The sequence below is a fragment of the Algoriphagus halophilus genome, assembly GCF_041729275.1.
GTDB classification, from domain to species: Bacteria; Bacteroidota; Bacteroidia; order Cytophagales; family Cyclobacteriaceae; genus Algoriphagus; species Algoriphagus halophilus_A.
The window spans coordinates 2,324,116-2,349,931 of record NZ_CP146486.1 but is presented as its reverse complement, the minus strand read 5'-3'; the positions used below and the strand labels follow the sequence as shown (position 1 = coordinate 2,349,931).

The 25,816-nt window shown below is 40.0% G+C and carries 27 protein-coding genes, 1 tRNA gene and 1 pseudogene; 4 read left to right on the top strand and 25 right to left on the bottom strand.

Translation table 11 applies throughout. The features are described 5' to 3' along the window. Nucleotides 1–5: 5 nt before the first annotated feature. The 14 genes from V8V91_RS12595 to V8V91_RS12530 all read right to left on the bottom strand — a co-directional run bounded on the left by V8V91_RS12595 (nucleotide 6) and on the right by V8V91_RS12530 (nucleotide 11,798). Entirely contained in the window at nucleotides 6–500 is a 495-nt protein-coding gene (locus V8V91_RS12595) for an RNA polymerase sigma factor (protein ID WP_373400378.1), read from the bottom strand. Nucleotides 501–586: 86 nt separating this feature from the next. After that, complete coding sequence (locus V8V91_RS12590; RefSeq protein ID WP_373400376.1) at nucleotides 587–1,264, bottom strand: outer membrane beta-barrel protein; 678 nt, start codon at nucleotides 1,262–1,264, stop codon at nucleotides 587–589. Between the two features lie 35 nt (nucleotides 1,265–1,299). Then, nucleotides 1,300–3,774 (bottom strand): TonB-dependent receptor, encoded by a 2,475-nt coding sequence (locus tag V8V91_RS12585; protein WP_373400375.1) that lies wholly within the window; start codon nucleotides 3,772–3,774, stop codon nucleotides 1,300–1,302. A gap of 2 nt (nucleotides 3,775–3,776) precedes the next feature. Next, nucleotides 3,777–4,070 (bottom strand): carboxypeptidase-like regulatory domain-containing protein, encoded by a 294-nt coding sequence (locus V8V91_RS12580; protein ID WP_373400373.1) that lies wholly within the window; start codon nucleotides 4,068–4,070, stop codon nucleotides 3,777–3,779. A 40-nt stretch (nucleotides 4,071–4,110) separates the two neighbouring features. Continuing rightward, entirely contained in the window at nucleotides 4,111–4,491 is a 381-nt protein-coding gene (locus V8V91_RS12575; protein WP_373400372.1) for a hypothetical protein, read from the bottom strand. Further along, complete coding sequence (locus V8V91_RS12570; RefSeq protein ID WP_373400371.1) at nucleotides 4,458–6,272, bottom strand: hypothetical protein; 1,815 nt, start codon at nucleotides 6,270–6,272, stop codon at nucleotides 4,458–4,460. Before V8V91_RS12570 ends, V8V91_RS12575 begins: the two co-directional genes overlap by 34 nt. Next, nucleotides 6,272–6,769 carry a carboxypeptidase-like regulatory domain-containing protein gene (locus tag V8V91_RS12565; RefSeq protein WP_373400369.1) on the bottom strand — a complete coding sequence of 166 codons (498 nt, stop codon included), beginning with the start codon at nucleotides 6,767–6,769 and terminating at the stop codon, nucleotides 6,272–6,274. Before V8V91_RS12565 ends, V8V91_RS12570 begins: the two co-directional genes overlap by 1 nt. 81 nt (nucleotides 6,770–6,850) lie before the next feature. Beyond that, complete coding sequence (locus V8V91_RS12560) at nucleotides 6,851–7,003, bottom strand: hypothetical protein (protein WP_373400879.1); 153 nt, start codon at nucleotides 7,001–7,003, stop codon at nucleotides 6,851–6,853. Between the two features lie 58 nt (nucleotides 7,004–7,061). Then, entirely contained in the window at nucleotides 7,062–8,600 is a 1,539-nt protein-coding gene (gltX, locus tag V8V91_RS12555; RefSeq protein WP_373400368.1) for a glutamate--tRNA ligase, read from the bottom strand. Nucleotides 8,601–8,769: 169 nt separating this feature from the next. Then, entirely contained in the window at nucleotides 8,770–9,060 is a 291-nt protein-coding gene (locus tag V8V91_RS12550) for a hypothetical protein (protein ID WP_373400366.1), read from the bottom strand. Between the two features lie 479 nt (nucleotides 9,061–9,539). Beyond that, on the bottom strand, nucleotides 9,540–9,905 hold the full coding sequence (gene rplS, locus V8V91_RS12545) for a 50S ribosomal protein L19 (protein ID WP_008198488.1): 366 nt from the start codon (nucleotides 9,903–9,905) through the stop codon (nucleotides 9,540–9,542). Between the two features lie 84 nt (nucleotides 9,906–9,989). After that, nucleotides 9,990–10,673: a tRNA (guanosine(37)-N1)-methyltransferase TrmD gene (gene trmD / locus V8V91_RS12540; RefSeq protein WP_373400365.1), complete on the bottom strand. Its 684-nt coding sequence runs from the start codon at nucleotides 10,671–10,673 to the stop codon at nucleotides 9,990–9,992. A gap of 3 nt (nucleotides 10,674–10,676) precedes the next feature. Beyond that, nucleotides 10,677–11,207, bottom strand: coding sequence for a ribosome maturation factor RimM (gene rimM, locus V8V91_RS12535; protein ID WP_074225413.1), 531 nt, complete (start codon nucleotides 11,205–11,207; stop codon nucleotides 10,677–10,679). 15 nt (nucleotides 11,208–11,222) lie between these two features. Beyond that, on the bottom strand, nucleotides 11,223–11,798 hold the full coding sequence (locus V8V91_RS12530; RefSeq protein ID WP_373400363.1) for a 30S ribosomal protein S16: 576 nt from the start codon (nucleotides 11,796–11,798) through the stop codon (nucleotides 11,223–11,225). Nucleotides 11,799–12,126: 328 nt separating this feature from the next. Between V8V91_RS12530 and V8V91_RS12525 the strand changes: the two genes are divergently transcribed. The 3 genes from V8V91_RS12525 to V8V91_RS12515 all read left to right on the top strand — a co-directional run bounded on the left by V8V91_RS12525 (nucleotide 12,127) and on the right by V8V91_RS12515 (nucleotide 12,754). Beyond that, nucleotides 12,127–12,369, top strand: coding sequence for a GIY-YIG nuclease family protein (locus tag V8V91_RS12525; protein ID WP_373400361.1), 243 nt, complete (start codon nucleotides 12,127–12,129; stop codon nucleotides 12,367–12,369). A gap of 67 nt (nucleotides 12,370–12,436) precedes the next feature. After that, complete coding sequence (locus tag V8V91_RS12520; protein WP_373400360.1) at nucleotides 12,437–12,679, top strand: GIY-YIG nuclease family protein; 243 nt, start codon at nucleotides 12,437–12,439, stop codon at nucleotides 12,677–12,679. A gap of 3 nt (nucleotides 12,680–12,682) precedes the next feature. Further along, nucleotides 12,683–12,754: transfer RNA gene (locus V8V91_RS12515), tRNA-Arg, on the top strand. 66 nt (nucleotides 12,755–12,820) lie between these two features. Here V8V91_RS12515 and V8V91_RS12510 read toward each other — a convergent pair. From V8V91_RS12510 to V8V91_RS12460, 11 genes and pseudogenes are all read right to left on the bottom strand, one after another. Beyond that, the gene (locus V8V91_RS12510; protein WP_373400359.1) at nucleotides 12,821–14,767 is read right to left on the bottom strand and encodes an alpha-amylase family glycosyl hydrolase; all 1,947 of its coding nucleotides are present in this window, start codon (nucleotides 14,765–14,767) and stop codon (nucleotides 12,821–12,823) included. 20 nt (nucleotides 14,768–14,787) lie between these two features. Beyond that, nucleotides 14,788–16,269 (bottom strand): MFS transporter, encoded by a 1,482-nt coding sequence (locus tag V8V91_RS12505; RefSeq protein ID WP_373400358.1) that lies wholly within the window; start codon nucleotides 16,267–16,269, stop codon nucleotides 14,788–14,790. Nucleotides 16,270–16,538: 269 nt separating this feature from the next. Beyond that, nucleotides 16,539–17,420: an SMP-30/gluconolactonase/LRE family protein gene (locus tag V8V91_RS12500; RefSeq protein ID WP_373400357.1), complete on the bottom strand. Its 882-nt coding sequence runs from the start codon at nucleotides 17,418–17,420 to the stop codon at nucleotides 16,539–16,541. A gap of 120 nt (nucleotides 17,421–17,540) precedes the next feature. After that, nucleotides 17,541–18,426 (bottom strand): annotated as a pseudogene (locus V8V91_RS12495) (sugar phosphate isomerase/epimerase family protein). A gap of 12 nt (nucleotides 18,427–18,438) precedes the next feature. Further along, a complete protein-coding gene (locus V8V91_RS12490; protein WP_373400356.1) occupies nucleotides 18,439–19,242 on the bottom strand; it encodes an SDR family NAD(P)-dependent oxidoreductase in 804 nt (267 codons plus the stop codon). A 1-nt stretch (nucleotide 19,243) separates the two neighbouring features. Further along, nucleotides 19,244–20,278: a zinc-binding dehydrogenase gene (locus V8V91_RS12485; RefSeq protein ID WP_373400355.1), complete on the bottom strand. Its 1,035-nt coding sequence runs from the start codon at nucleotides 20,276–20,278 to the stop codon at nucleotides 19,244–19,246. A gap of 3 nt (nucleotides 20,279–20,281) precedes the next feature. Beyond that, nucleotides 20,282–20,989: an orotidine 5'-phosphate decarboxylase / HUMPS family protein gene (locus tag V8V91_RS12480; protein ID WP_373400354.1), complete on the bottom strand. Its 708-nt coding sequence runs from the start codon at nucleotides 20,987–20,989 to the stop codon at nucleotides 20,282–20,284. A gap of 160 nt (nucleotides 20,990–21,149) precedes the next feature. Continuing rightward, the gene (locus tag V8V91_RS12475) at nucleotides 21,150–21,992 is read right to left on the bottom strand and encodes a hypothetical protein (RefSeq protein WP_373400352.1); all 843 of its coding nucleotides are present in this window, start codon (nucleotides 21,990–21,992) and stop codon (nucleotides 21,150–21,152) included. Further along, nucleotides 21,989–22,486 (bottom strand): PEGA domain-containing protein, encoded by a 498-nt coding sequence (locus V8V91_RS12470; RefSeq protein ID WP_373400351.1) that lies wholly within the window; start codon nucleotides 22,484–22,486, stop codon nucleotides 21,989–21,991. Before V8V91_RS12470 ends, V8V91_RS12475 begins: the two co-directional genes overlap by 4 nt. Before the next feature lie 93 nt (nucleotides 22,487–22,579). Further along, nucleotides 22,580–23,650 (bottom strand): dipeptidase, encoded by a 1,071-nt coding sequence (locus V8V91_RS12465; RefSeq protein WP_373400350.1) that lies wholly within the window; start codon nucleotides 23,648–23,650, stop codon nucleotides 22,580–22,582. Nucleotides 23,651–23,653: 3 nt separating this feature from the next. Beyond that, nucleotides 23,654–24,364 (bottom strand): SAM-dependent methyltransferase, encoded by a 711-nt coding sequence (locus V8V91_RS12460; RefSeq protein WP_373400349.1) that lies wholly within the window; start codon nucleotides 24,362–24,364, stop codon nucleotides 23,654–23,656. A 227-nt stretch (nucleotides 24,365–24,591) separates the two neighbouring features. Here V8V91_RS12460 and V8V91_RS12455 point away from each other — a divergent pair, with 227 nt between their 5' ends. Beyond that, nucleotides 24,592–25,791 carry an amidohydrolase family protein gene (locus tag V8V91_RS12455; protein WP_373400348.1) on the top strand — a complete coding sequence of 400 codons (1,200 nt, stop codon included), beginning with the start codon at nucleotides 24,592–24,594 and terminating at the stop codon, nucleotides 25,789–25,791. Nucleotides 25,792–25,816: the final 25 nt, after the last annotated feature.

The following is a 25,816-nucleotide window of genomic DNA, read 5'->3' as shown; positions in this document are numbered from 1 at the left end:
CTGCGTTATCTTCCATAGTGCTCCTGTGTTTGGGTTTTTGTAATGATTTCCTTGAGTTTCTTTTTCCCGCGATCGTAATGTGTTCTTGCGGTTCCTAGTCCGATTTGTAAAACTTCGGCACTTTGTTCTATCGTCATCTGATGATAAAATACCATCAGTAGTACCTCCTGTTGCATTTTGGGTAATTTCTTGATTAACCCTTGGTAATCCGTATGATCGATTTCCTCCTGTACATCTGGTACTTCATAGGACTCTTCCAAAGTCACTAATTTGCCGGAGGCTCTTAATTGGTCTATGGAGGTATATCGAATAATGGAGAAAAGCCATGTCTTTGCCTTATCAATATTTTTCAGCTTTGCTTTTCCTTCTAAGATTTTCAAATAAACCTGTTGAAGAACATCCTTGGCTAATTCGTCATCAAATGAACAGCACTGCCTTGCCCAGATGTAAGCATCCCTGTGGTAGGTTTGGAGAATATGGTCAAGTTGCTGGCGATTCATTTACATAGGTTAGTCGGATATTATTCGGGATATATGACAATGGGTTTAAAAAAATAAAAAGTTTCAGCCAATTCTTATCTGCTGAATTATTTTGGTGTCACTTTCACCTTAGCATCCTTGATTTGAAAAAGGTAAGCAAGAGTGAATTCCAAAGTGGTGAAATTTAAATCAAAGATCCTTTCTTGGGATTCTGGATTGGTAAAATCATAACCAAATCGAACCTCACCTGCTATGGTACTTTTACCAAAAAGTTTAGAAATACCTGCTCCGGCGCTAAGACCGTACATTAATTTTTTCGGATTGTCCTCGGCTCCTCCATAAGTAGGGATTTCAGGAGGGGTGCTATCTACAATATCCCTCTGGATATCATTTGCACTCAATAAGTAACCAAGATGTGGCCCGAATTTGATTTGAAATCTTCCGGATCTCCCCACAAAGAAGCTCGCCATCATGGGTATTTTCAGGTAATCAAGCTGAGTTTCATTGGTCAAAATAGCCCCTTCTGTATCTGTAATGCTCTGGTTGTAACCAGTAGACAGATATTGAATATTCAATTCTATTCCTGCATTTTTTGCATTGAAATGTTCGAATACAAATGCAAAAGTAGGAGCAGAGAGTCCGTCAACGGAAATGCTTCTGATATTCAAGGCAGGGATGTAAGAAAAGGAGGAGGTGGTATATCCTCCTTTGATTCCAATACTTGTCTGTGCTTGTAGAGAAAAGGAACTGATCACAAGGACCAATGCCAAAATAATTCGGTTCATGCTCAAAATTAAAGAAATCCAACTAGCACTCGTAATTATTTGGAATTGATCGTAAAAGAACCGGATAATCCCTGTCCATTTACTCCCAGACCTTTTACATATACACTCATTGGACCTCCATTTTCATTGGTGTAAAAGGAAATTGTTACAGTTCCATTATCATCCGTAACTAAATAAGGATTCCAGTATAAAGTTTGTCTTTTGTCAATCAGGTCGGGATCGTTTTCCTGGGAATAATCCATTACATAAATAGGCTTATAAGTGGTATAACCTTCAACAGTATAAGTATTCAGGCCTTCTCCAGACATCAATGGATTTTCTGCATTTGGATCATATTCCTTCAGATAAACAGCAATTACACCATTTCTACCTTGGTCACCCAGCATAGATACCGTTCTGGTTACCACTTCCACTCGGTCAATATCCTGAACATTAATACTCCTTAAATTGTCTGCGGCCGTGGTTGCCCCAGTTTGGGCCAGTATTGTTCCATTCACCATCACTAATGGCTCTAGATTTCCATTTGCAGAAACAGCGCCACCTCTCAACCTGATTTGTTGCTGGCCAGAGGCTCCCGCTAAGGTTACTCGCATACTTGGAACATTTCCTGCCAAACTATTGACTAAGTCAACGGTATTGCCAGTGGCCATTAATTTTTCTCCGGGTACAATATAGTTTGGAGTGCCATAGAGGGCTTTTTTCTCAGTTTTTTCTTTTGTTTCTTCTTCCTCTGGAGCCTCTTCTTGTTCTTCTAATAACGGTGGTTCAGGTCTGATAGAAGTGGATACGGTTTCCTTTTTTGGGAAATATGCATTCGCTGGAAGTGCTACTGGTGCCTTTAAATCATCAATTAATTTTACGGTTCCTGCTGTATTTCCTTTTTTGTCCGTGGCTTTAAATGCAAGTTTTAAGGGGCCGTAAAACTCCATTTCTTCCATCGTAAATTCTCCATCTCTATTGGATTCTAGGTCCACCATTCCCTCAAAATCGTTGACAAAGGCCGTAATCAAGGCAGAAGTGGGTTTGCCTTTATCATCGGTTACAAAGCCCTCCAAGGAAAGAGATTTTTCTACCGGATAAGTAAAACGGTCCAATCCCATACTGGATGGAATGGATTCAAGTTGGAAGTCATTACTGATATTACTTGTTTCCTCAATAGGTAAAACCTGTGTTTGATCTACTACAGCCACAGAAATATTGGAAGAAAGAGGCATCTGTTTTTCAGAAAGCGTTTTGATTGTCAAAGTGACTTTTTCTTTTTTTCCATAATCTTCCTTATCAGCCGTTACCGCGATTCCAGTAGGCTCTCGAAATTCTCTGAATTCAAATTCTACCACTCTTTGGTAAGGAGTTAGTATGCTGACAGGTTCCACAAAATAGTGGTTAGGGCCATAATTTTTTTGCCAATTGGTATAGGCTCTTAAGAAATAATTTTCCTGAGAAAGCGTGTCTGGAAGTGAAAAATTTCCAACAGCGATCCCATCTCTTATTGGAAGTTTCTTTTCAATAATCAAGTCTCTATTTTGATTAATCACTTCTACATACAATACCTTGCTAAGTTCATCCCGTAAGTACGGATTCCCATATTTAAAATAGGCCTTTAAATAAAGTTCATCTCCTGCGTAGTAGTAGGGTTTGTCTTTATGGACAAATACTTTCTCCTGATAATTTGCAGCTGTTTTTTCTAAGTCTTGAAGCTGGATGGCTTTCTCTGCATCATAATCCAAAGGGAGTAGAGTAGAAATTCTTTTCCGATCCATATCTCCTGAGAATACCAAATCCTGAGGGTTTAAGACCATTCCGTTCTCCTTGACACGGACCGTGTTTTTATAGACTTCTAACCAAGAAACAGGATAAGGAGCGTCTTTATAGGTGTTGACTTGAGAATATCCTTTTTGGTAATGAATCTCTATTCTTCCTTTCAAATTGATCAAATACTCACCCTCTTTATTTGGAGCAGGTGTGACCAAATTTTCTGGTTTGTAAGGCACTACTGACTTACCCAATTCGTTTGCGAAAATATCTGAGCGCATATTCATGGATGGAGATCCACCTGGTTTATCTCCGTAAAGGAAGAAACCTTCTTTTTCTTGATCACCAGTGATCATCGCTCGAAACATATTCATAGGAGACTTTCTATAGACCTCCGCTCGGTTGTTTTCCCAAGTACTACGTTGATCCTCTGTTTCTGGAACCATTTCTTCGAATCTGGCAGCTCCAGCAATTCTATAGTTGGTAGGGGAGTCAAAAAATTCTTTTAAATCAAAGCTGATTTTATAGCCTAAATAATTATTGGTGATTTCTAAAGGAATCCCAGCAGTAGCTTGGAACGTGTTTTTCTCCTCGCTTTCTGGGAAATCGATCACCCAAGGGTTTTCAATAGTTGACTTACTGGCAATCTCGTCATTCCCTAAAAATAGATTTTCAAATTTTCTAAGGTCTCTTTCCCAACTTTTGTCTCTAGAGGCTTTGATTTCCACATCGCTCAATTCCTGAGCAAAGGGTTGCATGGTTAAGTTGACTGTGGAGGTACCCCCTGGATTAAGTGTGATTTTTTTGTTTCAGCTACATAGCCGATAAATGAGAACCCAATTTCCAAAGGACCTGGTTCCAGATTGGAAAGTACGTATTTTCCATCCATGTCAGTGACTGTAGCGATGGTCGTATTATTGATAAATACATTACAAAATGGCAAGGTTTCACCTGTTTCCGCATCAGTGACGACTCCAGTGACTGTGCCTGATTGGGCAAGAACCAAAAAGTGAATTCCAAGGAATATGAAAAGGGTTGTTAAAATGAACTTCATGTTCTTTGTTTATAGTTGGGGTTTAAACATTAAAAGTAAGCTATTGTTGATTAATGACGAATTTACCTTCCACCGGTTGTCCATCTGCTGTAATTCCTTTGATTTCCACCCACATTGGCGCAGCTGATTCTGAACTTTTAAATTGAATTGCTTGGGATAGTTCTTCTGTATTGGTGATTACTTCTGGGTTCCAATACAAGGTAGGTTTCAACCCCCTCAACAAAGGATTGAGCTGTTGTTCCTCCACCACTTCTTGAAAAGATTTTTGTTTTTGAAATCCTTGAAGTTTGAAAGGAGTAAAATTATTTCTGATGGCGTCATTCGCCTTTTGAAGTTCTTCTCCAGTTTTCATGAAAATAGAAATAATGCCATTTCTTCCTGCTTCACCTAACATAGGGACAGTTCTTTTGATAACTTCCACTCGCTCAATAGCAAATACATTGATTCCGGAAATAATTTCCGTTGCTGTACGTGCTGCAGGACTCCCCCACCGATCATGGATCCTGATGGAGGATTCACAGGTACTCCATCAATCATCACCAAAGGCTCTCCTCCGTTTCTGAATCTGATGGATGGAGGATTTCCAGTAACGCTCATTCCAGCCACCTGGCCTGCTAATAAATAAATGAATTGAGATGTGCTGCCATTCAACTGTAATTTGCTTGGGTCAACAGAACTATCAGGCTGTCCATAAATCATGGGGCCTGTTGGGTCTGATTTCTCCTCATCAATCACAAATTCATCCAACAAAATCTCGCCCTGCTCCATGTTAGCCTGTATTTCCTGTGCCGTCAGAGGAGGGACATTATTGGATGTCAGTTTTGGGAAATTAAAATTAGTGAGAGGGCCCTCTAGGTGATAATCTTCTACTTCCAATGATATTTCCCTTATTGGAAGACCTTCTTTCGAAGTACCTTGTACTGCAATTTCAAAGTCACCTTCAAAGGAGAGCTGAGGGATTTCAAATTCTCCATCCTTCCCAACTTTATACTTTTCTATGTTTCCCAATCCATTGATTAAGGCAGTTACGTTCCCTTCTATGGGGTTCTTATCAGTGTCCTGGATTTCTCCTTTTACAGTAAATCTACTTTCTATAGGATATTGGTATTTGGTGAAGTCCGTGTCAATTGGAACAGGAGAGAGCTCAAAACTTCCCTCAATGGTTTTTGAAGAGTTTACAGGATTACTTTGACTTAAATCCAATACCCTGATCGCTAGATCAGAAGCAATGGGTCTTCCCTGATCATCTCGAACCATGACATTTAAGTTGACTAGTTCTCCTGCCTGATATACTTGCTTGTCTGAAAAGATACTTACTTTTTTTGCCAATGTTTCGGGAGTTGAGTTCAATGGTCTTAAGCTGGGATCTAGAATTTGAATAGGAAGTATTGTTCCTTGATGATTACCATAATTAAGGCTCCATGAGGTATAGGCCCTTATCAAATAATTTTGCTGATTCAGCCCTATAGGCAATTCTATTGAACCGAATGCTTTACCCTGGTTAATCTTGAAGATTTCATGGATTTCCTGGTAGCCTGTTGTATCTAAAATTTCTATGTGGAGTACTTTGCTCAATTCTGGTCCCAATAATGGGTTGGCATAAATCATATTGGCTTTGAAAAATAATGTCTCCCCTTTTAGGTAATAACTTCGATCCGTCTGCAAAAACACTTTTTCTTGCATGACTTGGGCATTCTTTTCAATGTTGGCCAATTGAAGGGTTTTTTCGCCATTGAAATTTCTTGGCAATTGATCTAAGGGATGGATCTCTGAAAAGCCTCCCTCTAGCATCAGCTGATCTTCAAAAACCACGGCTCCTTCAGACCTTAGGGCAAGCTGGTCATCAGAATAACTAATCGATCCTTTTCCTTGGATAATAAAAGGCTTAGGAAAGGTTAAAAGATATTCTCCCGGATATTTACCAAAGGCTACCTGAATTCCTTCAGGTTCGTTAGAAGTACTGATTTCCCCAGTCAGCATTTGCCTCAAGGTGAAAGCAGGGGAATTCAAGAAAATCTTTTCCCGCTCTAAATTTCTTGCTTCAATTAATTCAGGTACTTCATTGATTAAATCTAAAAAGGCAAGTTGGAGATGATCTGTAGAAATGGGGTTTTCAAGAGATTGAGGTTGGTTAAAATATATGGTGAAAAGGAAGCCCGTTTGATCATTGATGAAGATCAGATATCCATTGGTGTCGACCATCAGCTCTTTTGAATTATCCTCTTCAAAAATACCAATCCTTCCGGGTTTAGAAGGCGTATCTGATTCTGATACTTGCTGGTTGATAAAAAATTAGAGGTAAAATCTTCTACTAATTTCTCTCTCTTTTTCTCTGTTAATTTTAAGACTGGAGGAGCTTTTGTTTTGGTAGGTAAAAGCGAAAAGCCAAAGTTGGAGACCTGTGTTTTCTTTAGCTCTATGACTTGTTGAATTTCCTCATAATCCTCACCTATCAATGCAATTTCCCATCTTCCAGCAGGCATATTTGGAATAGTAAATCGGCCTAGGGAATCTGAAAAAGTTTGGAAGGTAGAATTGGGGACAAAAATATGAATGTCTTTCAAGGCTTGTCCGGTCGATTTATCGGTAACCCTACCTGAGAAGTTGAGATTTTGTCCGAAAAGACAAAGGGGAGCAAGTAAAAAAAGGATAGAAAATATAATTGGTCTAAAAGACAAAAAAAGTTGATTTCGAAGCATTTTGACAATTTTGTTTTCTAAATAAAACAAAAAAGCTCCAAATAGGAGCTTTTAGTTATGTTAAAATTTATTACCGAAATTTCATTCTTTTTCATCCTCACTGGTATCCAGATCATCTCTGTCTTTCAGCTTCTTATCTTCTACATTCTTATTTAGGAATTCATTGATTTTATCAATGGAAAAACTGGATGAAATTTCTCCAAATGAATTGATATCCATTTTGAATCCTTTCAAATCTTCATGCACTTTTGGATCGGTATCTTTCTTCTTTTTTTGGCCATCATCTTATAGTTTAGGCAATTACTGGAAGTGTATTTAACGCAAATTGAATGCGGTTGGACACTTCTTGAGCACCTAAAATAGCAAAAACTTCCATCAAATCCGGTCCAGCTCCCGATCCAGTTACTGCAAGTCGTACTGCTTGCATTACTTTCCCTAGCTTAATGCCTTCTATTTCTGCGGAGGCGCCCAACATGGTTTTGGCCGTTTCTGCGTCAAAAGTTCCTTCATAATTGGTAATTGCTTCTGAATAGTGGGTCAATACTTTTACAGCATCTCCATTCCATTTCTTAGCAGCTACTCCCTCATCGAATGAAGTTAACGGCACAAATAAAAACTTGCTTTCATTCCAAAGGTCTTGAGGGAAGGTAACTCTGCCTTTGGTTAATCCGGCTGCTTGTTCTGCCACTTCTTGTTTTAATTCAATTCCTTCTTTGGAGGCATCTTCAATGATGTAATTGGCAAGTTCCTGATCGGTTTTGCTTCTCAGGTATTGTTCATTGTACCATTTGGCTTTTTCTATATCAAACTTGGTTCCTGATTTGCCAATTCTTTCAACAGAAAATGCATCTACTAATTCTTCTAAAGAAAATAACTCTCGATCATCACCTGGGTTCCACCCTAGGAATGCTAAGAAATTTACAAATGCATCAGGTAAGTATCCTTGCTCTCTAAATCCGGCAGCAGTCTCTCCTGTTTCTTGATTCTCCCAATTGAGAGGAAAAACAGGGAAACCAAGCTTATCTCCATCTCGCTTGGAAAGTTTTCCGTTTCCATTAGGCTTTAATAAAAGCGGTAAGTGAGCGAATCGAGGCATGGTATCTTCCCAGCCAAAGAACTTATACAACAACACGTGTAATGGAGCCGAAGGCAACCATTCTTCTCCTCTGATGACATGGGTAATCCCCATTAGATGATCATCCACGATATTTGCTAAATGGTAGGTAGGCATTCCGTCAGACTTCATCAAGACTTTGTCGTCCAAGGTGCTGGAATGGACCATCACCCAACCACGGATCATGTCGTTTAATCTTACCTCTTCTTTTCTTGGGATTTTGACACGGATGACATAGGGTTCTCCAGAGGCCAAACGCTCTTTTACTTCTTCTGCAGGAAGTGTCAAAGAGTTTTTCATTTGGGTTCTGGTAATGCTGTTGTATTGGGGTTGAACTACCCGAGCAGCGGTTAGACGCTCACGCATAGCTTCCAACTCCTCAGACGTATCAAAAGCATAATAAGCATGACCAGCTTCCACTAGATCCAACGCATATTGCATGTAATCAGCTTTTCTTTCTGATTGTCTATAAGGTCCGCAGTCTCCAGGTTTCCATGGGCTTTCGTCAGCAGATATTCCTAACCAAGCCAATGATTCCTGAATGTATTTTTCAGCGCCGGGAACAAATCTCATTTGGTCTGTATCCTCAATTCTCAACAAAAACTTTCCTCCCATTTTTCGGGCAAAAAGGTAATTGTAAAGGGCAGTACGTACACCACCAATATGTAAGGGGCCGGTAGGGGATGGGGCAAATCTTACGCGAACTTCTTTACTCATGCTTTGCTAATTATGCTTTCTGAAACTGGGTTTCAGGGATTTTTCATTCATTCAGGCTGCAAAGATAAGGAAATGTATGCCTTTACGTAAAGGGGCTGCGGATAATCTTGTTTGGAATGGAAGTGTTGGGAAAAGCATGAGATATTTTGTCTGTGCAAAAAAATCAGTTCTATTCTTTTTGGATAACCTTTCCCAAGTATCCCAAAAGAAAGAAAAAGGCAATGGCAATGATGCCAGGGACAGCTAAGACGAGCATTTGCCAAGTGTTTGAATTGCTGGACCAATTATCATCATGTCCTGAGTAATGGTTGGACACTTCCCATTCAGGCAATAAATCCAGATAGGATAAATAAATCAAATACACCGATAGGCAAAGGATTAAGACCGATAAGACCTGAAAGACACGGATGGCCACATGTGCCAATCCTTTTGCTGGATCTAGGGTGTTTAAAGTATTCATGTGGTAAAAAGTTTTAGTGAAACTAGATAGTATCGGTCAGATTGTCAATGGTTTAATTCTTAAAACGAGTTAAATTCAGTTTTGATGCAAAAAGTACTTGATTGTATTTAAAACGAACTGTTCTTGGTATTTATTACCAAAGTTATTCGAAAGAGATTTTTCTTGCGGTCATTTTATCCATAACAGGATGGGCTCTATTACTATAAAATATTTGAAACCTTAAATTTGATTAAATGTCAAGGAAAGGCGTTTATTTTAGACTATTCAAGATTGGGTCAACGTCATTTTTTCAGGTTTAAAAAGCGAAGACAATGGAAGTTTTCTTTAAAAAATGGTGCCTGCAAATAGGAGAAGTAGTTTTAACTTAAATAGTTTGAGGCTAAAATAAAATCCTTCGAGGTTTAGAAAATCTCAGAGGTTTGAGCAATAAAAAAGGAACCTAGTACTAGGTTCCTTTTTTATTGAAAGAGCAATTGCTCTTAGTGTTTCACTCTGATTTTCTCCTTGATACGTGCAGCTTTACCCTGACGTCCTCTCAAGTAGAATAGACGAGCTCTTCTCACTCTACCTTGTCTCAATAGATCGATTTGCTCGATTGCTGGAGAGATGATAGGGAAAATACGCTCAACACCAATACCGTTAGAGATCTTTCTTACTGTGAAAGTTTCGCCATTGGTATTTGGGTTTTTACGCTGGATCACAGTTCCTTGGAACTGCTGAACACGCTCTTTGTTACCTTCTTTGATACGTACGTGTACGTTGATGGTATCACCAGCTTTGAAAGTAGGGAACTTAGCTCTAACCTCGCTGTATTCCGCCTCTACTATTTTAATTAGTTCGCTCATAGCTTTATCTTTTTATGCTTTCGCTTTTTGCCATCTCTGTGGCTTATTTAATTACTTTTCGTTCGATGCTGTATCGAAGTTCCCTTATTCCTGTCCGCTGAGCAGATCAGGTCTTCTTTCTTGGGTCCTACGAACCGACGCTTCAAATCTCCATTCATTTATCTTGGCTTCATGGCCTGACAGCAGGACATCAGGGACTTTCATTCCTTCATAATCTGCAGGCCTTGTATATACTGGTGGCGCCAGTAAGCCGTCTTGGAAAGAATCTGTCAAAGCAGAAGTTTCGTCATTCAATACTCCCGGAATCAATCGAATGACTGCATCAGCAACTACCGCTGCGGCCAATTCTCCTCCGGACAATACGAAGTCTCCAATGCTGATTTCTTTGGTAATGAATTTTTCTCTCACCCGCTCATCTATTCCCTTATAATGACCACAAAGGATCAAAAGGTTTTTTTTGAGTGAAAGTGCATTGGCCATGGGTTGATCAAAAGTAGCTCCATCAGGCGTCATGTAGATGATTTCATCATAGGTACGCTCTTGTTGAAGTGCTTCGATGCATCGGGCTATTGGCTCGATCATCATGACCATCCCTGCTCCCCCTCCAAAAGCATAATCATCGACTTGCTTTTGCTTGCCCATTGCATAATCTCTCAAATTGATCACACGGATGCTTGCTAGTCCTTTGTCTTCCGCTCTTTTCAGAATGGAATGGGAAAAGGGACTATCCAACAATCCCGGAACCACGGTGACTATATCAATGTGCATGGGTCAGTCTTCCAGATAAATTTCAAGTAAACCTTCGGGTAATTGACAGAAAACTTTTTTTGCTGCCTTATCCACCTGTTGGATAATTCCATCTTGAATGGGGATCAAAACTTCCTTACCCTGGTGCGTCACCCCGAGGAGATCCTGTGTTTCCAGGTCATAAACAACCTGGACAGTTCCTATCAAACCTTTGGTCTCATCAAAGACCTCAAATCCGATCAACTCGTGAAAATAATATTGGTCATCTTCCAGTTCGGGAAGTTCAGTGAGTGGAAGATAAACTTCCGAACCTACTAATCCTTCTACTTGATCGAGCGAATCATAATCCTCAAATTTTGCCAATGCTTTATTTCCGGGTTGGAGTACAAAGTGCTCCAGGAAAAACGGCACTAGCCGGGATTTTTGCTCAAGGAAGAGATGTTCTAGATTTTCATAATCCTCTGGATTATCTGTATCCAACATCACGACCACTTCTCCACGAAGTCCATGAACTTTGGCTACATAGCCTAATTGAAAGCATTGCTCCTTGTTCATGGGGAGATTTTTTTATTAAGCTTTTGCTTCGTCGCCTTCTGCGGAAGCCTCAGGAGCATCAGTTGCTTCTTCTTCGCTTGCTTCTTCAGCAGCAGGATTGTTTGCAGCCTCAGCAGCTAGAAGAGCTTTTTGTTCTTCTTCTCTTGCTTTGATAGCGTCCAATCTAGCTTGGTTTTTAGCGGCTTCAGCATCCAAAGCCTTCTGACGTGCGTCAGCTTTTGCTTTATTGATACCTTCAGTCTTACCAGCGATTTTCGCGTCTTTTTCGCTTAACCAAGCTTCAAATTTCGCGTCTGCTTGTTCTTGAGTGATTGCACCTTTCAATACACCAATTTGAAGGTGTTTTTTCAGCATGATACCTCTGTAAGAAAGCATTGCCTTTACAGTATCGGTAGGCTGAGCTCCATTCAACAACCATTTTAGAGCGCGCTCATTGTTGATGTTAATAGAAGCAGGATCTGTGTTTGGGTTATAAGACCCGATTTTTTCGATGAAGCGTCCATCACGTGGAGCTCTTGCATCAGCTACAACCACGTCGTAGATAGCCATTTTCTTTCTACCTCTTCGTGCTAATCTGATTTTTACTGACATAAATTTGTTGTATTTAGTGAGTGGATGGAACCCGTCCATCCTAATTTTGGAGTGCAAAGATAGTGTAAATCCTTGTAAAGCCATAAGTTGGCTAAAGAATATTTGCCGGAAAGTGGACGTTTCTTTTATCTTGCAAGTCGAATTGGGAGTAATTCCACTATTTTGCTTGAAAAAGACTGGAAATAGGCTTAATCAACCATTCCAGATAAAAAAGGGTTTCCAATTTGGGACAAAATCCTTTTTTTCGAATAAGTAACCTTTTCTGGCCCTGTACCTGCCTGCCGGCAGGCAGGGATTCTTAGCGGGGCTGTTCACTAATTAATAAGATATGGCTCATTTTTTTGTATATGCCTTAAAAAGTTTGAAAGACGGTAGGATATATGTTGGGTTTACAGAAGACTTGGAAAGAAGGATTAAAGAGCATAATTCTGGTAAGACTAGCTCCACAAAAGCTCGGACACCTTGGTTATTATGGTATTCTGAGAAAGTTTCAACTCGAATAGAAGCAAGAAATAGAGAAAAGTATTTGAAATCTGGTATTGGAAAAGAATATTTGAAGTCTTTAAAATAAAATGGCCCTGTACCTGCCTGCCGGCAGGCAGGGATTCTTAGCGGGGCTGTTCACTAATTAATAAGATATGGCTCATTTTTTTGTATATGCCTTAAAAAGTTTGAAAGACGGTAGGATATATGTTGGATTTACAGAAGACTTGGAAAGAAGGATAAAAGAGCATAATTCTGGTAAGACTAGCTCCACAAAAGCTTGGACACCTTGGTTATTATGGTATTCTGAGAAAGTTTCAACTCGAATAGAAGCAAGAAATAGAGAAAAGTATTTGAAATCTGGTATTGGAAAAGAATATTTGAAGTCTTTAAAATAAAATGGCCCTGTAGTTCAACGGATAGAACAAGCGTTTCCTAAACGCTAGATCTAGGTTCGATTCCTAGCAGGGCTACTTTTTCTTTTTTTAATTGATTGGATAGAGTTTTAATTAAAAAATCCTCCGATTTAGAACCAACGACTAACTGATTGGCTCAAATAGGTAAAAGGAATAAGGCTCCATAATCAGATATTCATGGTCCATTCTAATTTCAAATTCCTGTCCACTCCAATGATCCATTAATTTTTCAGGTACTGGTCTAGTTTCTTTAAAGGCGTACCAAGTTAAAAAGGAGGTTTCAGCACTGAAATTAAAAATCCCATACAATTTTTTATCTCCAAACTGGCGCAAAAAACCTGCAACATGGATGTTATGTGGTGGAATCCAACTTAAGTTTTTATGGTCAGCTATCACACTCAGTTTTTTCCTGAGTGAGATCAATTTCCGTGTCCCTTCAAAAATCTCATATTCAACACTTCCTTTGTCTTTTCGTTTTTCATTTTTTCCCCAATCTATAATAGGGCGGTGCATCCATCGGTTATCATAACTTTTTCCAGGATCATCCAAATAGCTGTAGTCATTGGTATACCCTACCTCGTCTCCATAAAAAAGCATGGGAAGCCCTCCAATAAAAAATGAATGGGCCTGCATCATCAATATCTTTTGGATGGATCGTTGGATGCTGTATTTATTTTGTTCATTTATGGCTTTTTCAAGTCCACAAAGGGAGGCTAAAGAACCACTGATTCTGGCATCTCCAGTTTTGGGGTTAGAAGAAAACAATGCTCCTATTGAAGGACTATGTGGATGGATTCCTGTGAAATAATTTTTCAAAAACAGTCGGTGTTCATATGGGTTTTTACCAGCCTGTTCGATCATATAATCATCATAACCTAATCCTATATCATCATGACAGCGGGTGTATGTAATCCAACTGGTACCTTCTGGCTTTTTGAGGATTTCGTGTTGGGCAGCAAGCATGACCTTGGTTTCGCCTGATGCTAACATGTCCCATTGAAGCGCCATTTGAGTGGCATTGTATGCGAAATCGCATTCTTTGGCCAAAAAATCTCCCGTCCCGAAATAGTTGATGATTTCTTTTGGTGCCACGATCGCTTCCCCCAAAAGGGCCATCCCAGGTGTAGCGACTGAAACACATTGTTTGATCAGCCTGAGCAGCGTATGAGCCTGAGGTAAATTTTGGGAGCTGGTTCCGGTTTGCTTCCAAATAAAAGCAGGAGCATCGATTCGAAGCACATCCACACCTAGATTGGCATAAAACAGAATGTTTTCCAACATGGCACGAAATACATTGGGATTCATATAATTCAAATCCCATTGATAATTATGGAAAACGGTCATTACCCATTTATTGCATTCCGGTATGAAGGTGAAATTACCTGGAGAGCTTTCGGGAAATATTTCTGGCATGGAAGAATCGTACTGGTTAGGGATCCAAAGGTCGTCATACATGTAGAAATAATTCTGGAATTCGGGATCTCCTTTTTTGGCCTTTTCGGCCCACTCATGTCGATGGGAAGTATGGTTTAATACGATGTCCAGCATTAAATACATCCCTTTCTTTTGCATGGATTTTCTCAATGCAATCAGTTCCTCTAGCGTTCCATACCTCTCATCTACTTTTCGGAAATTTGATACTGCATAACCCCCATCACTTTCACCTACGGGACTTTCAAACAAGGGCATGAGATGGAGGAAATTCACCCCTAACTCTTCAAAATATTCCAATTTTGATTTCATGTTTTTCAACTGTCCAGCAAATCTGTCTACATACAAACTCATTCCCACTAGCTCGTTACTGAGAAACCAGTCTCCTCTTTTTTCCTTTTCAGCATCCCTTTTTATCAAATCTTTCCCTCTTTCTGAGTTTGCTTTGGCTAAGGACAATATGAGTTGACCAAAACCCTGTTGCACACCGGGAGTTCGGCCATAAATCTCATGATATAAATCTTTTATAGTATCTATGGAATTGGAAAGTCGAAAGAAAAACGCGGAGTTTTCTTTTTGCGAAAAACCATTTTTTGATAAAATATCAAAAGCAAAAGAATAAGCAGGTTGATCCATCATATTCATCGGGTGATTAAATATTAGTGTCCAATAGGGCCAGGGGTAGGTCCATTAGTAATATTTTTATTTTCTTTAATTCGAAGGACAGCCAAAGCTCCTATGAGCAATAGAATTCCTGCAAAGGAGATTGCAGACCCTGGATTGTTGTTTAATAATGTCTTGGAAATAAATCCAAAACTTAAGGTTTGGAGAATCATCGGGATCACAATCATCATATTGATGATTCCCATGTATACTCCATATCGTTCTTTCGGAATTTCGTTGACAACCAAAAGGTACGGGACTCCCATCATACTTGCCCATGCGATTCCAAATCCTGTCATCGGGGCAAATAGTAAGTATTTGTTTTCAATATGAGGAAAAGCAAGTAATCCTACTCCGGCCATGATCAGGCAAATTAAGTGTACTTTCTTTGGGCCAAATTTCGTGGCCATTCTTGCCAAAAAGAAGGCAGAGAGAAAAGTAACTACATTGTACCATCCATTGACAAGTCCTGTCCAACCTACGGCTTCCTCATACAATGATTTGTTTTCTAGAGGGGCAGTGTTCCAGACAGATTGGGCAATACTTTTTGCTGCGTTTTGCCAATAACAAAATAATGCATACCACTGGAAAAGGTAGACTAAAGCAAGTTTCCACATCACGGAAGGCATTTGTGTCAATGCTTCGATAATTTCAAGGTTTTGGGCAAAAACTACTTTTAAAGTAGGGTGATTTTCAGCCCAATGAATTGTCCTTCTGATGATTTTTCGATCAAATAAAGCTGGGATAACTAGAATGAATAAGACTAAATAGGCAAATAGGGTGGTGAGAATAGATAGGAAAAATTGGATGGCAGGATGTGGCATGCCTTTATTCCTTTCATTTAGTATCTCCAATTCTTTTTCTGAAGGTGGATATTCTGGAGTTTTGGAAATACTCCAAATTACTGATCCAATGGAGCAAATCGTCCCTAAGAAGAAAGAAGCATATACCCAAACAGGTAATGAACCTGCAATTCCTGGAATGTATTTTTGGAATACGAATAAAGAGATATTAGCAAGTGTAATACCCAGTCCTGTGAAGAAACTTTGAGTTAGAAAACCTTTGCTGTATTGTTCATCGGGTAGCACATCTGCAATTAAAGCCCGATAAGGCTCCATTGCTGTATTATTAGCGGCATCCAAAACCCAAAGCAGACCAGCAGCCATCCAAAGAGAGCTACTGAATGGGTAGAAGAAAAGACAGATACTACACATCAATGCCCCGATGAAGAAAAATGGTTTTCTCCTCCCAAACCGAGGACTCCAGGTACTGTCACTGAGAGCTCCAATTATAGGTTGAATTAACAAGCCGGTCATAGGGCCAGCGAGATTTAAGATCGGGATTTCATCTGGTGCAGCTCCCAACATATCATAGATGGGGTTGACTGCACTCTGTTGTAAACCAAAACTGTATTGAATCCCAAAAAAGCCAACATTCATGTTGATGATTTGGGAAAAGGAGAGCTGGGGCTTTCTCATTGGATTATTTTGGGTTCGGTGGTTTGGGTATTTTGAAAAAAGAGTCAGCGCCCTTTAAATCAGCAATCAAAATACACATTTAACTCTTCATTCAAACAAAGAGAGCCTGTCATTCAACTCTACCCACCAAGCTGATGTTCAATACAAATATTAAAAAAGTGCTATTTCAAACGGTTGAAATGAATAAAATATCCCCAAGACTATTTTATGTTTTTTCAATTTTCTAAAAACTTTTCTGTTTACCACTCATAAGCCGATGGATTTCCAATTTATTTGAGTTGTGCATGATTTGGCAAAAAGCCTTTTGTATCTGTCTTCACCAAAAATGCATCGCCACTTTGAGGATACTCTTTTAATTGATCTTGGGTTAGATTTTCTTGGGCTGTAGTAATCAATAAATAGTCTAGGTCTTTTCCTCCGAAACAACAGGAAGTCACATGAGGAACCGGAAGTTTTATTTTATCTACTAATTCTCCAGAGTTTGGATTCCATCGAAAGACTCCCGAACCACCATAATGAGCAACCCAGAGCATTCCTTCCTGATCGATACACATACCGTCTGGCGTTCCGATTTCTTGAGGTACTTCCACTGCTATTCTTTTAAATTCAATTGCCCCAGTGTCTATGTTAAAATCAAATTCCTGAATTTGTTGGGTTGGAGAATCAATAAAATAAAAAGTCTTGGAGTCTTTTGTCCATGCCATTCCATTGGAAATGGTCAGATTGGGAAGTTTCTTTTGAGGTATTAATTCTTGATCTATACAATAAAGTGAACCTGCACCTTTAGTGAATTTGGTGCTTAAAGTTCCTATCCAAATCCTGCCTTTAGGGTCTACTTTTCCATCATTGAATCGATGAAGACTTTCTTCTGGTTCAACCTCCAAAAGCCAAGTCAATTCTTTCGTTTCCAGGTTGTAGTGTGCTAGTTTCCGGTCCAATCCTAATATAAAATTGCCGTCATTCCCCTCCAAAACAACAGCTAGACGATGAGGAAATGAAATTGAATTTGTTTTTCCAGAGCTAATTTTATGTTCAAAGAGTTTCCCGTTTTCAATATCAACCCAGAAAAAGCTTTGTCGGTCATGATGCCAATAGGGGCCTTCACCAAGAAAGCATTGTGAGGGAACGGAAGTATAGTTATAGGCTTTCAAAAGACTTTATTTTTATTAGATTAATTTAAACCATGGAGGAGATTTCTCAGTCGTACCTCCTTCAAAATGACACCTCAAAGGTTACGAAAATAACGTATTCCGTATTTCTCTTTTCGCATATCATTGATGCCAATACTGAGCTATTTTTTCTTCAAAAACCCTACACTTCGTTCGAGCTGATCCATCCCTTCAACCCCATCTTCAATGCTGATCCAGGAGTCAAAGCCCACTCTTTTTAATTCAGAAAAAATGGCATCGTAATCATTCATTCCTTGTCCGATTTCTCCATGACTTAGTCTTTTGGCATAGCCTTGCGCTCCTCCTTCTTCTTTTCTCAGATCTTCTATAGTACCATATTTCAGATACCGATCACTGGCATGCATGGTGACTACTCTTTCTGAAACATCATACAATAAGTCCAAAGGGTCTTCCCCGCTAAATAAGTATTGCTGGGGTCGTAGTTTACACCAAAATAGGGATGATGAATGCTATTCACCAGTTTTGTGAAAATCTCTCTTTTTTGTGCAAACTCAGGGTACTCCCAAAAATCATCTTTGTAATGGTTTTCTATAATCAAGGTAATTCCTAATGATTGAGCATAAGGAAGACAGTTTTCGATACATTCTTTAGCTAATTTGATTCCTTCCTCGACTGATAATTCAGGTCTATATTGACCGGAAAGGACCCGACAATATTTGCCCCCCAATTCATCGGTCATTTCTATCCAACGCTTTTGCTTTTGTATCTCTTTTTCCCGAAAAGCCTTGTCTCGATGTGTAAAGTCTGGAGAGCAGCACATCATTGGAATGACCATTCCTTTATCCTCTACCATTCTCCTGAATACAGGCCAGTTTTTCTTGTTTTCCATTTCCAAAAATCCTGCATACCACTCCAGTCCATCAATGTCCAGGGGAGCAGCAAGATCAATCCATTCGGAAATTTTCATGGACCCGTCTTTGCAAAGGGCCTGCATAAATGCTTTTGGGAAGGCGGCTATTTTAGGCATTTGAGTTTCGTGTTAATTCTTTTTATGAGGGATAGTAGTCGAATCTTTCGGGATATTTCTTCCAATCATCGGGAATTGCTCCAAATCAACCACTTGCCCACTAATTGGGCCGCTTTCATCAGAGAGCCAATAAATCGTTGCCGCTCCTATTTCTTCTGGCCAAATGATTCTTCCAGCAGGAGCGTACATTTTAGATAATTCCTTGTACCAAGAATCTGCGAGTCCATGTTCTTTTTTACGTTCAATCTCTTTTTCGGTAAGTACCCATCCAGGATTTATTTGGTTGACTCTCACTCCATTTTCTCGAAATATAGAATCCCCCAAATTCCTGGTCATGGTCATTAAAGCACCTTTGGAAATACTGTATGCCAACAAATTATCCTCACCGCTCCACGCATTGATTGAGCCAATATTAAGCACTGCTCCTCGACTTTCTATTAAATATGGAAGAGCTGATTTGATCAAAAATAAAGGAGCAAATGTATTAATGTCCAGTATGCGGTTTAAAAATGCTTTGTCTGTGGTGTGAATAGTAGAAGCTGCCACGAGTGCAGCATTATTCACAATAGAATCTAATCTTCCCCAAGTTGCAATGGCTAAGTCTACTAAACGTTGTCCAGCTCCATCATTAGTGATGTCTTCAATGTGTAGCTTGGCTTGTTCAGCTCCAATCTCCTCAACCACCTGAATCCCTAGATCTTCTTCCAGTCCATGGATGATAACTTTTGCACCTTCTTCCACAACTTTCTTGGCAATAGCTTTACCAATCCCCATGGTACTTCCAGTGACGATGATGACCTTTCCTTTGAGTCTCATATTAAACAGGTTTTAAAACAGATTTGACAACTTGACCATGATGCATTTTTTGAAATGCTTCTTTCCATTCTGTGATAGGCCAAACACCTCCAATAATGGGTTTAACATCCAAAGCCCCACTCGCAAGCAAGGCAATGACACGTTCCCAAATAGGCCAGTTGTGGCTAAAACTTCCTTGAAGTCTTACATTTTTCTGAATGATAGGATCCAATGAAAAATTACAGGGTTGAGGCCCCCAACCTACTTTCGTGATTTGACCATTTGGTCGAACTAGTTTCATGGCTATCTGTAAGGTAGCACTTACCCCTGCAGCATCAATGATTAAATCAGCTCCTAACCCATCTCTTTTTCTAGCCCAACGTTCTGCATCTCCTATAATCACCTCACAACCGTATTTTCTGGCAATTTGTAATCGGCCTTTATCAGCCTCCAATCCAATTACCGCAACTTCGGCTCCACAAAGTCTAGCTACAGCTGCACAAAGAATCCCTATCGTTCCAGGACCAATTACAATTACCCGATCTCCGGGTTTTATAGAAGAATTTCCAACTACAGCATTATAAGCAACACAACAGGGCTCGGTCAGACACGCCTCTTCAAATGAGAGATTTTCTGGGACGGTATGAAGACATCGGGCAGGTACTCTAACAAAGCGTGTCATTGCTCCATTTACCCCATATCCAAACCCTTTCCTGGTAGGATCTAAATTGTATAAACCAATTTTGCTCATGGGGTTCTGCTTGTCAATTACCGCAGCTGTTTCGCTGACTACTCTATCTCCAACCTTCCATCCAGGTACTTTATCTCCAATAGCGGCTATTTTTCCTCCGAATTCATGGCCCAACACCACCGGATAGTTTACCGGCCAACTGTGATCTGAAGTCCATTGATGAAGATCACTGCCACAAACTCCTACATTCTCTACTTCCAGTAATACATCTTCTTCTCCAATATCAGGAATGGAGATTTCTCTGACTTCAACTGAATATTTTTCTTCAGCGTAGTTGACTACTGCTGCGGATTTCGTGCTGGACATGAGTTAGGATTTAGTAGGTAAAACAGTTTCTTGACTATGGATAGCCTCACAAATCTTCTTGAGGGAACTTTCCAGATCTCCACTTGCAGTTTTGAATGAGTCCGCATCGATGGTCAACGGTGCTCCCAAAACCACTAATGGGGCCCCATATTGAGGGCATTTAATGGCTTGTTCTAGGGAAAGTCCTCCCACTGCCTGAACTGGTATATTAACAGCTGCCACTACTTCTTGAAGTTGGTCAAGAGGGCTAGGCATTCTTTTACCAGAGGCAGCAATACCCCTTCTTTCATCGTATCCAATATGATGGATTACGTAATCACAGCCTAAATCTTCCAAAAATTTTGCTCCTTCCACCATATTTGGAAAGACCATATTATCTCCCATGACTTTTACTCCGAAATCTTTCCCAGCCTGTACCACACATTTGATGGTTTCCTCATGAGCTCTAGCCATGACAACCACATGAGTAGCCCCTGCTTTGGCCATCATCTCTGCTTCGAGGTAGCCTCCATCCATGGTTTTGAGGTCTGCTACTAAGGGGACGCTTGGAAATGCTTCTCGGAGTATTCTGACGCCATGAAGTCCTTCTGCTAAAATTAATGGAGTTCCTGCTTCTAGCCAGTCTACTCCTGCACGAATGGCCATCTCAGCGGTTTCCAGTGCTTCATCGATGTTTGTAAGATCCAAAGAGATCTGTACAATAGGTTTCATATGTTTTGGGTTTAATTGGAAAAATTAGATTCTTAATATAACCCATTTTTGAAAGTCTACTTTCTGTCTCTTACCTGAACGGTAATTATTTCTAAGGTTTTTATCGATAGAGGCAAAAAAACTCAGCCGTGGAGGGCTGAGTTTAGGATGATGGGTTTTTTTATTGTTGAAGCCTTGCTTGCACTTCCTCGATGAGACCCTCATATTTTTTGAGGATACGGGCCCAATCTTCAAATTTCTCATCGTCTTTTACGGTTACTGCGTTTTGTCCATCAAGGTAGGCCTCTTGGCTAATTAACTTGATTGCATAGGCCAATTGGTCTGAATTTCCGCCACTGCTTACAATTACCCTTGTTCTGATAACACTGGATTGGAAATTCTGAACCTGCCATGATGTAGTCAAGTACCCTGTGTTATAATCAACAGTTTCTAAAATATCGAAGTACCTGGTGATGATCGAGCTTAAAATTCTCCAAGCTTCTTCAGAAGTGTATTCAGTATTGACCGGGACAGTGATCCGTACATTTGCCAAGTCTGAAGATACAGAAGAGGTGTAGGCCTCATCTACATTCATTTCTATGAAATCTGTCACAGGAGGTTCCTGCATATTTGGTTGGTTGTAATAATTTTTGATGTAGCGTACGTAACCATCTTTAGATACTCGAACTTCCACACTTCCATTTTTAGGAACCTTCAGGTCATAGCTACCTGTACCTACTCTCTTTCCTGCAATTTCAATGGCAGCATCATTTGGGTTGGTCGTATTCTTCACCAATCTGTCTTCCAATTGTGCCATTTCTCTAACCGGTGGTTCTGGATCAGTATCAGGTTTGTTACAGAATACTTTGGTGTATTCAACATAGCCGTCTTTGTTGACAGTAACTGTTACGCAATCATTCAAAGGGATTTTGATGTCTTGGTTTCCTCTGCCAACGCTGACTCCATTTGCAGTGACCACACCATCTGCAGGACTTACTTCCAGTCTTACTTGGCGATCCTTCAACTCAAAATAATCCTTGGAAGGAGGGGTTTCCCGGTCAGGGGAATTGTAATAACTTTTCGTAATGGGCGCAAACCCTGGTTTTTTACTTCTACCGTGTGAAAACGGTCTTTTTGAATGATCAGATAAATAGCTTTGGTCCCGATCATTCTTCCATCCACGTAGATTTCTGCATCATAGGGTTCGGCTGTAATCTCAACTCTTCTTGAGTCTAAAGAAACATATTGCTCTTTGTCCCACTTCAGGTCTTTGTTGAATTCTTTAATGACAGGTTCGTAACCTGGCTTGGTTACCTTGATTCTATTTCTACTGTCTTTTTCAAGTTTGTACTCAATAGCTCCTGTTCCGAGTTCCTGTTTGTCAGAGTCATCATAATCATTCAATAAGATGAACTTTGCATCTGAATGATTAGCAGTAATCTGAAGTTTTTGGGAATATGAATAAGTAAGGGTAAGAAGAAATAATAAAGTAAGGGTGAGTAAATTTTTACACTTCATAAATTGGTGGTTTGCGTTTAGCTTTCGCTAAATAATTCAATATGAATTATTAATGCAATATATTCTCAAAGGAATTGTCCAATTATTCCCCAATTAAGCCCATGCTTTTTTCAAAAAATTCAACCAATTTCCATGCATTACCTTCGCTACATCTTGGTCTGAGTACCCTCTTATCCTCAGTAAATCAGGTACTTTGTCCAGATCTTTGATGGATTCTAAGTCATAAGGAGCTTGCTCTTTTCCGAAGGCCCCATCCAAATCCGAGCCAATTCCAATGTGATTGGCATTTCCTGCCACCTGGCAAATATGATCCAAATGATCTAAAACAGTATTCAAAGTTACATTGCGTTCTTGTGGGGTGGTTTTCCCTCTTTCCCAGCCAGGACTAAGCATCCAGGCATCCATGGCGCCTCCAATCACAGCTCCTCTTTCAATCAATGCTTTGATCATTTCATCCGAAAATTGTCTATTGTGATCTACCAAGGCGCGGCAGTTGTTATGGCTAGCCCATACAGGACCTTGGTAAAGATCCAGGGCTTCCCAAAATGCCTGATCACAAAGATGGGTCGCGTCCAAAATAATCCCCAACTCATCCATTTTTCGAAGTAGCTCTTTTCCATTTTGACTCAATGGAGCAGAGGCATCCGTTCCGTGAGCATATCTTCCAGGACCGTAGTGAGCTGGTCCTAAAGCTCTTAATCCATATTCATAGGCTTTTTCCAAATAACTTACGTCGATGATGGAATCAGCACCCTCTAGAGATAAAATAAAACCAACTGGCTTTACAGAATTGTCATCCTCGATTTCCCATAGCGCCAGATGCTTATTTAATTCGTCCAAATTTCGGATTTGAGACATTTCTCCTTGATCCACCATAGCTTGAAACCAAGCTAATTGTCCTTGGGTTTGTGCCCATGCTTGAGCAGGAGAATGCCATCCAGGCAAAGAATTGTCTGGGGCTACATACCTTGCAATTTGGGTGGCTACGACTAAGCCAATGTTCCCTTTTCTAAGCTCAGGTAGCGAAACTACTGCATTTCCCCGATCAGGTTTATCCTTTAGTCCAACTTCTCTGGCATTAATTTCAGAAACTGGGCGAGTCAGATCCCTATTCCATTCCAATGCATTCATACTTAAGTCCAAATGGGCATCAATTGTAAACATGTCTTAAAAACTTTGAAGGATAAAAACAGTAGGGATTTTATGTAAGTCAATTTGGAGTTTTTTCCATTCTCCAATGGTTTTGGTGAGGATCAGCTCATCCTTGGCCGTTATATTTTTTGCAATGCAAAGTTTGGTATTTGAGGAAAGTGTTCTCAAACAATCTTCTAACATTTGGTTATTTCTAAAAGGTGTTTCCATAAAAATCTGAGCTCTCTTTTCTCTTAAAGATTCGGATTCCAATGCTTTTAATGCCGCCGCACGCTCTTTTCTATCTATAGGGAGGTAGCCATGGAAAGCAAAAGATTGTCCCGAAAAACCCGAGCCCATTAATGCCAAAAACATTGAACTAGGTCCTGAAAGTGGGACCACCTGGATTCCTTTTACGTGCGCATGCGCTACTGCTAAAGCTCCTGGGTCCGCAATTCCTGGACATCCAGCCTCTGAAATGATTCCCATATCTGCACCATTAAGGAGAGGTTGCATTAATCGGTTGATCATCTCAGGTTTTGTTTTTTTATCCAAAATCTCCATATGGATTTCCTCAATATTTACTCCCAATTTCAGGCTGCTGATATACCGCCTTGCAGTCCTTAAATTCTCTACCAGGTACACCTTGGTATGTTTGACCACCTCTTTGATTTGAGGGCTGATTACCTCATTGGCAGTGTTTTCTGCAAGTACATTGGGGATTAGAAAAAGTTTTCCTTTGGGCATTTTTTTGAATTCATTCTGATATTGCTCGAAAGGTAAGGTTAATATGGCAAATTCATTAACTTAATAGCATACTAGAAAGAAGGTCTATTTATGAAAAGAATGAAGTTTTTGTTTTCGGCAGTATTTGCTCTTATTAGTTTTTCTTCCTTTTCCCAGAATATGAAAGCCTTGGTGGGGGGACGCTCATCGATGGCTTTGGAGGTGTTCCAATCCAAAATTCAGTGATCTTGATCCAAGATGAAAAAATTGTTGCAGTAGGTCAGGAAGGAAGTTTGGAGGTGCCTTATGGAGTGGAAGTGATTTCAACGGAAGGAATGTCTGTGATGCCGGGATTATGGGATATGCATGTGCATTTGATGATCAATGGACATAGTGATTATGCACATTGGGATAGTACCTATATAGATGTGTTGGACCCGGTAATTATGCCAGCCTCTGCCCATCAATTATTACTTGCAGGGGTAACTAGTGCAAGAGACTTAGGAGCACCTTTGGAAGCAAGTATCAATGTTAGAGATCGAATTAACAGGGGAGAAATACCAGGGCCAACGATTTACGTTTCTGGTCCCTTTATTCAAAAAGCCCCTTACCCAAATACAGAAGCATTCCGTTGGGGAGTAAATGGGGTAGCAGATGCAAGGGAAAAAGTTAAAAAGCTGGCAGATGCCGGTGTGGATGTGATCAAGCTCATTGATCAAGACCAGATGACATTGGAGGAAGCACAGGCAGTGGTAGATGAAGCTCATAAATATGGTTTGCCGGTGGTAGGACACTCCCATCGGCCGGAGGAAATTAGAATAGGCCTTAAAATAGGAGTGGATTGTTTCGAACACACTGGGTTGTCTTCTGCGCCGGAATACCCTGAAGATATCATGCTTATGATTCAGGAAAGAGCTGCCAAAATGAATATGGGGCCATTGTTTTGGACTCCGACGGTAGAAGGCTTATATAATTATGAATCAGTTAGAGATAATCCAGAAAAATTAGATGATCCATCCTGGCATTTGGATCTGCCGGATTCTATTATCGCAGATATCAAAGCTTCATTAAAATACCCAGGCAGAATGCCGTATTTTCAATTGACACCCGTGAGGAAGCCAACTTTGGAACGCAAATTCAATCAACTTAAACAAAGTGGGGTAGTGATGTTAATTGGAACGGATAGCGGGATACCAATGAAATTTCATAGCCAAAGTACATGGAATGAATTGGATGTGTGGGTAAATGAATTTGGGTACGACCCCATGCTAGCAATTAAATCCGCAACCTATTGGCCTTCCGTTGCCATGGGAGTTTCAGATCAGGTAGGAACAATCTCAGAAGGGAAAAAGGCAGATATTATCGCAGTAAGAGGAGATGTACTAAGGCATATCAGCCTCTTGCAGGATGTGGACATGGTAATCAAAAATGGCAAGCGAGTAAAATAAAGCAGATGATAAAAGAGCTGTTCAT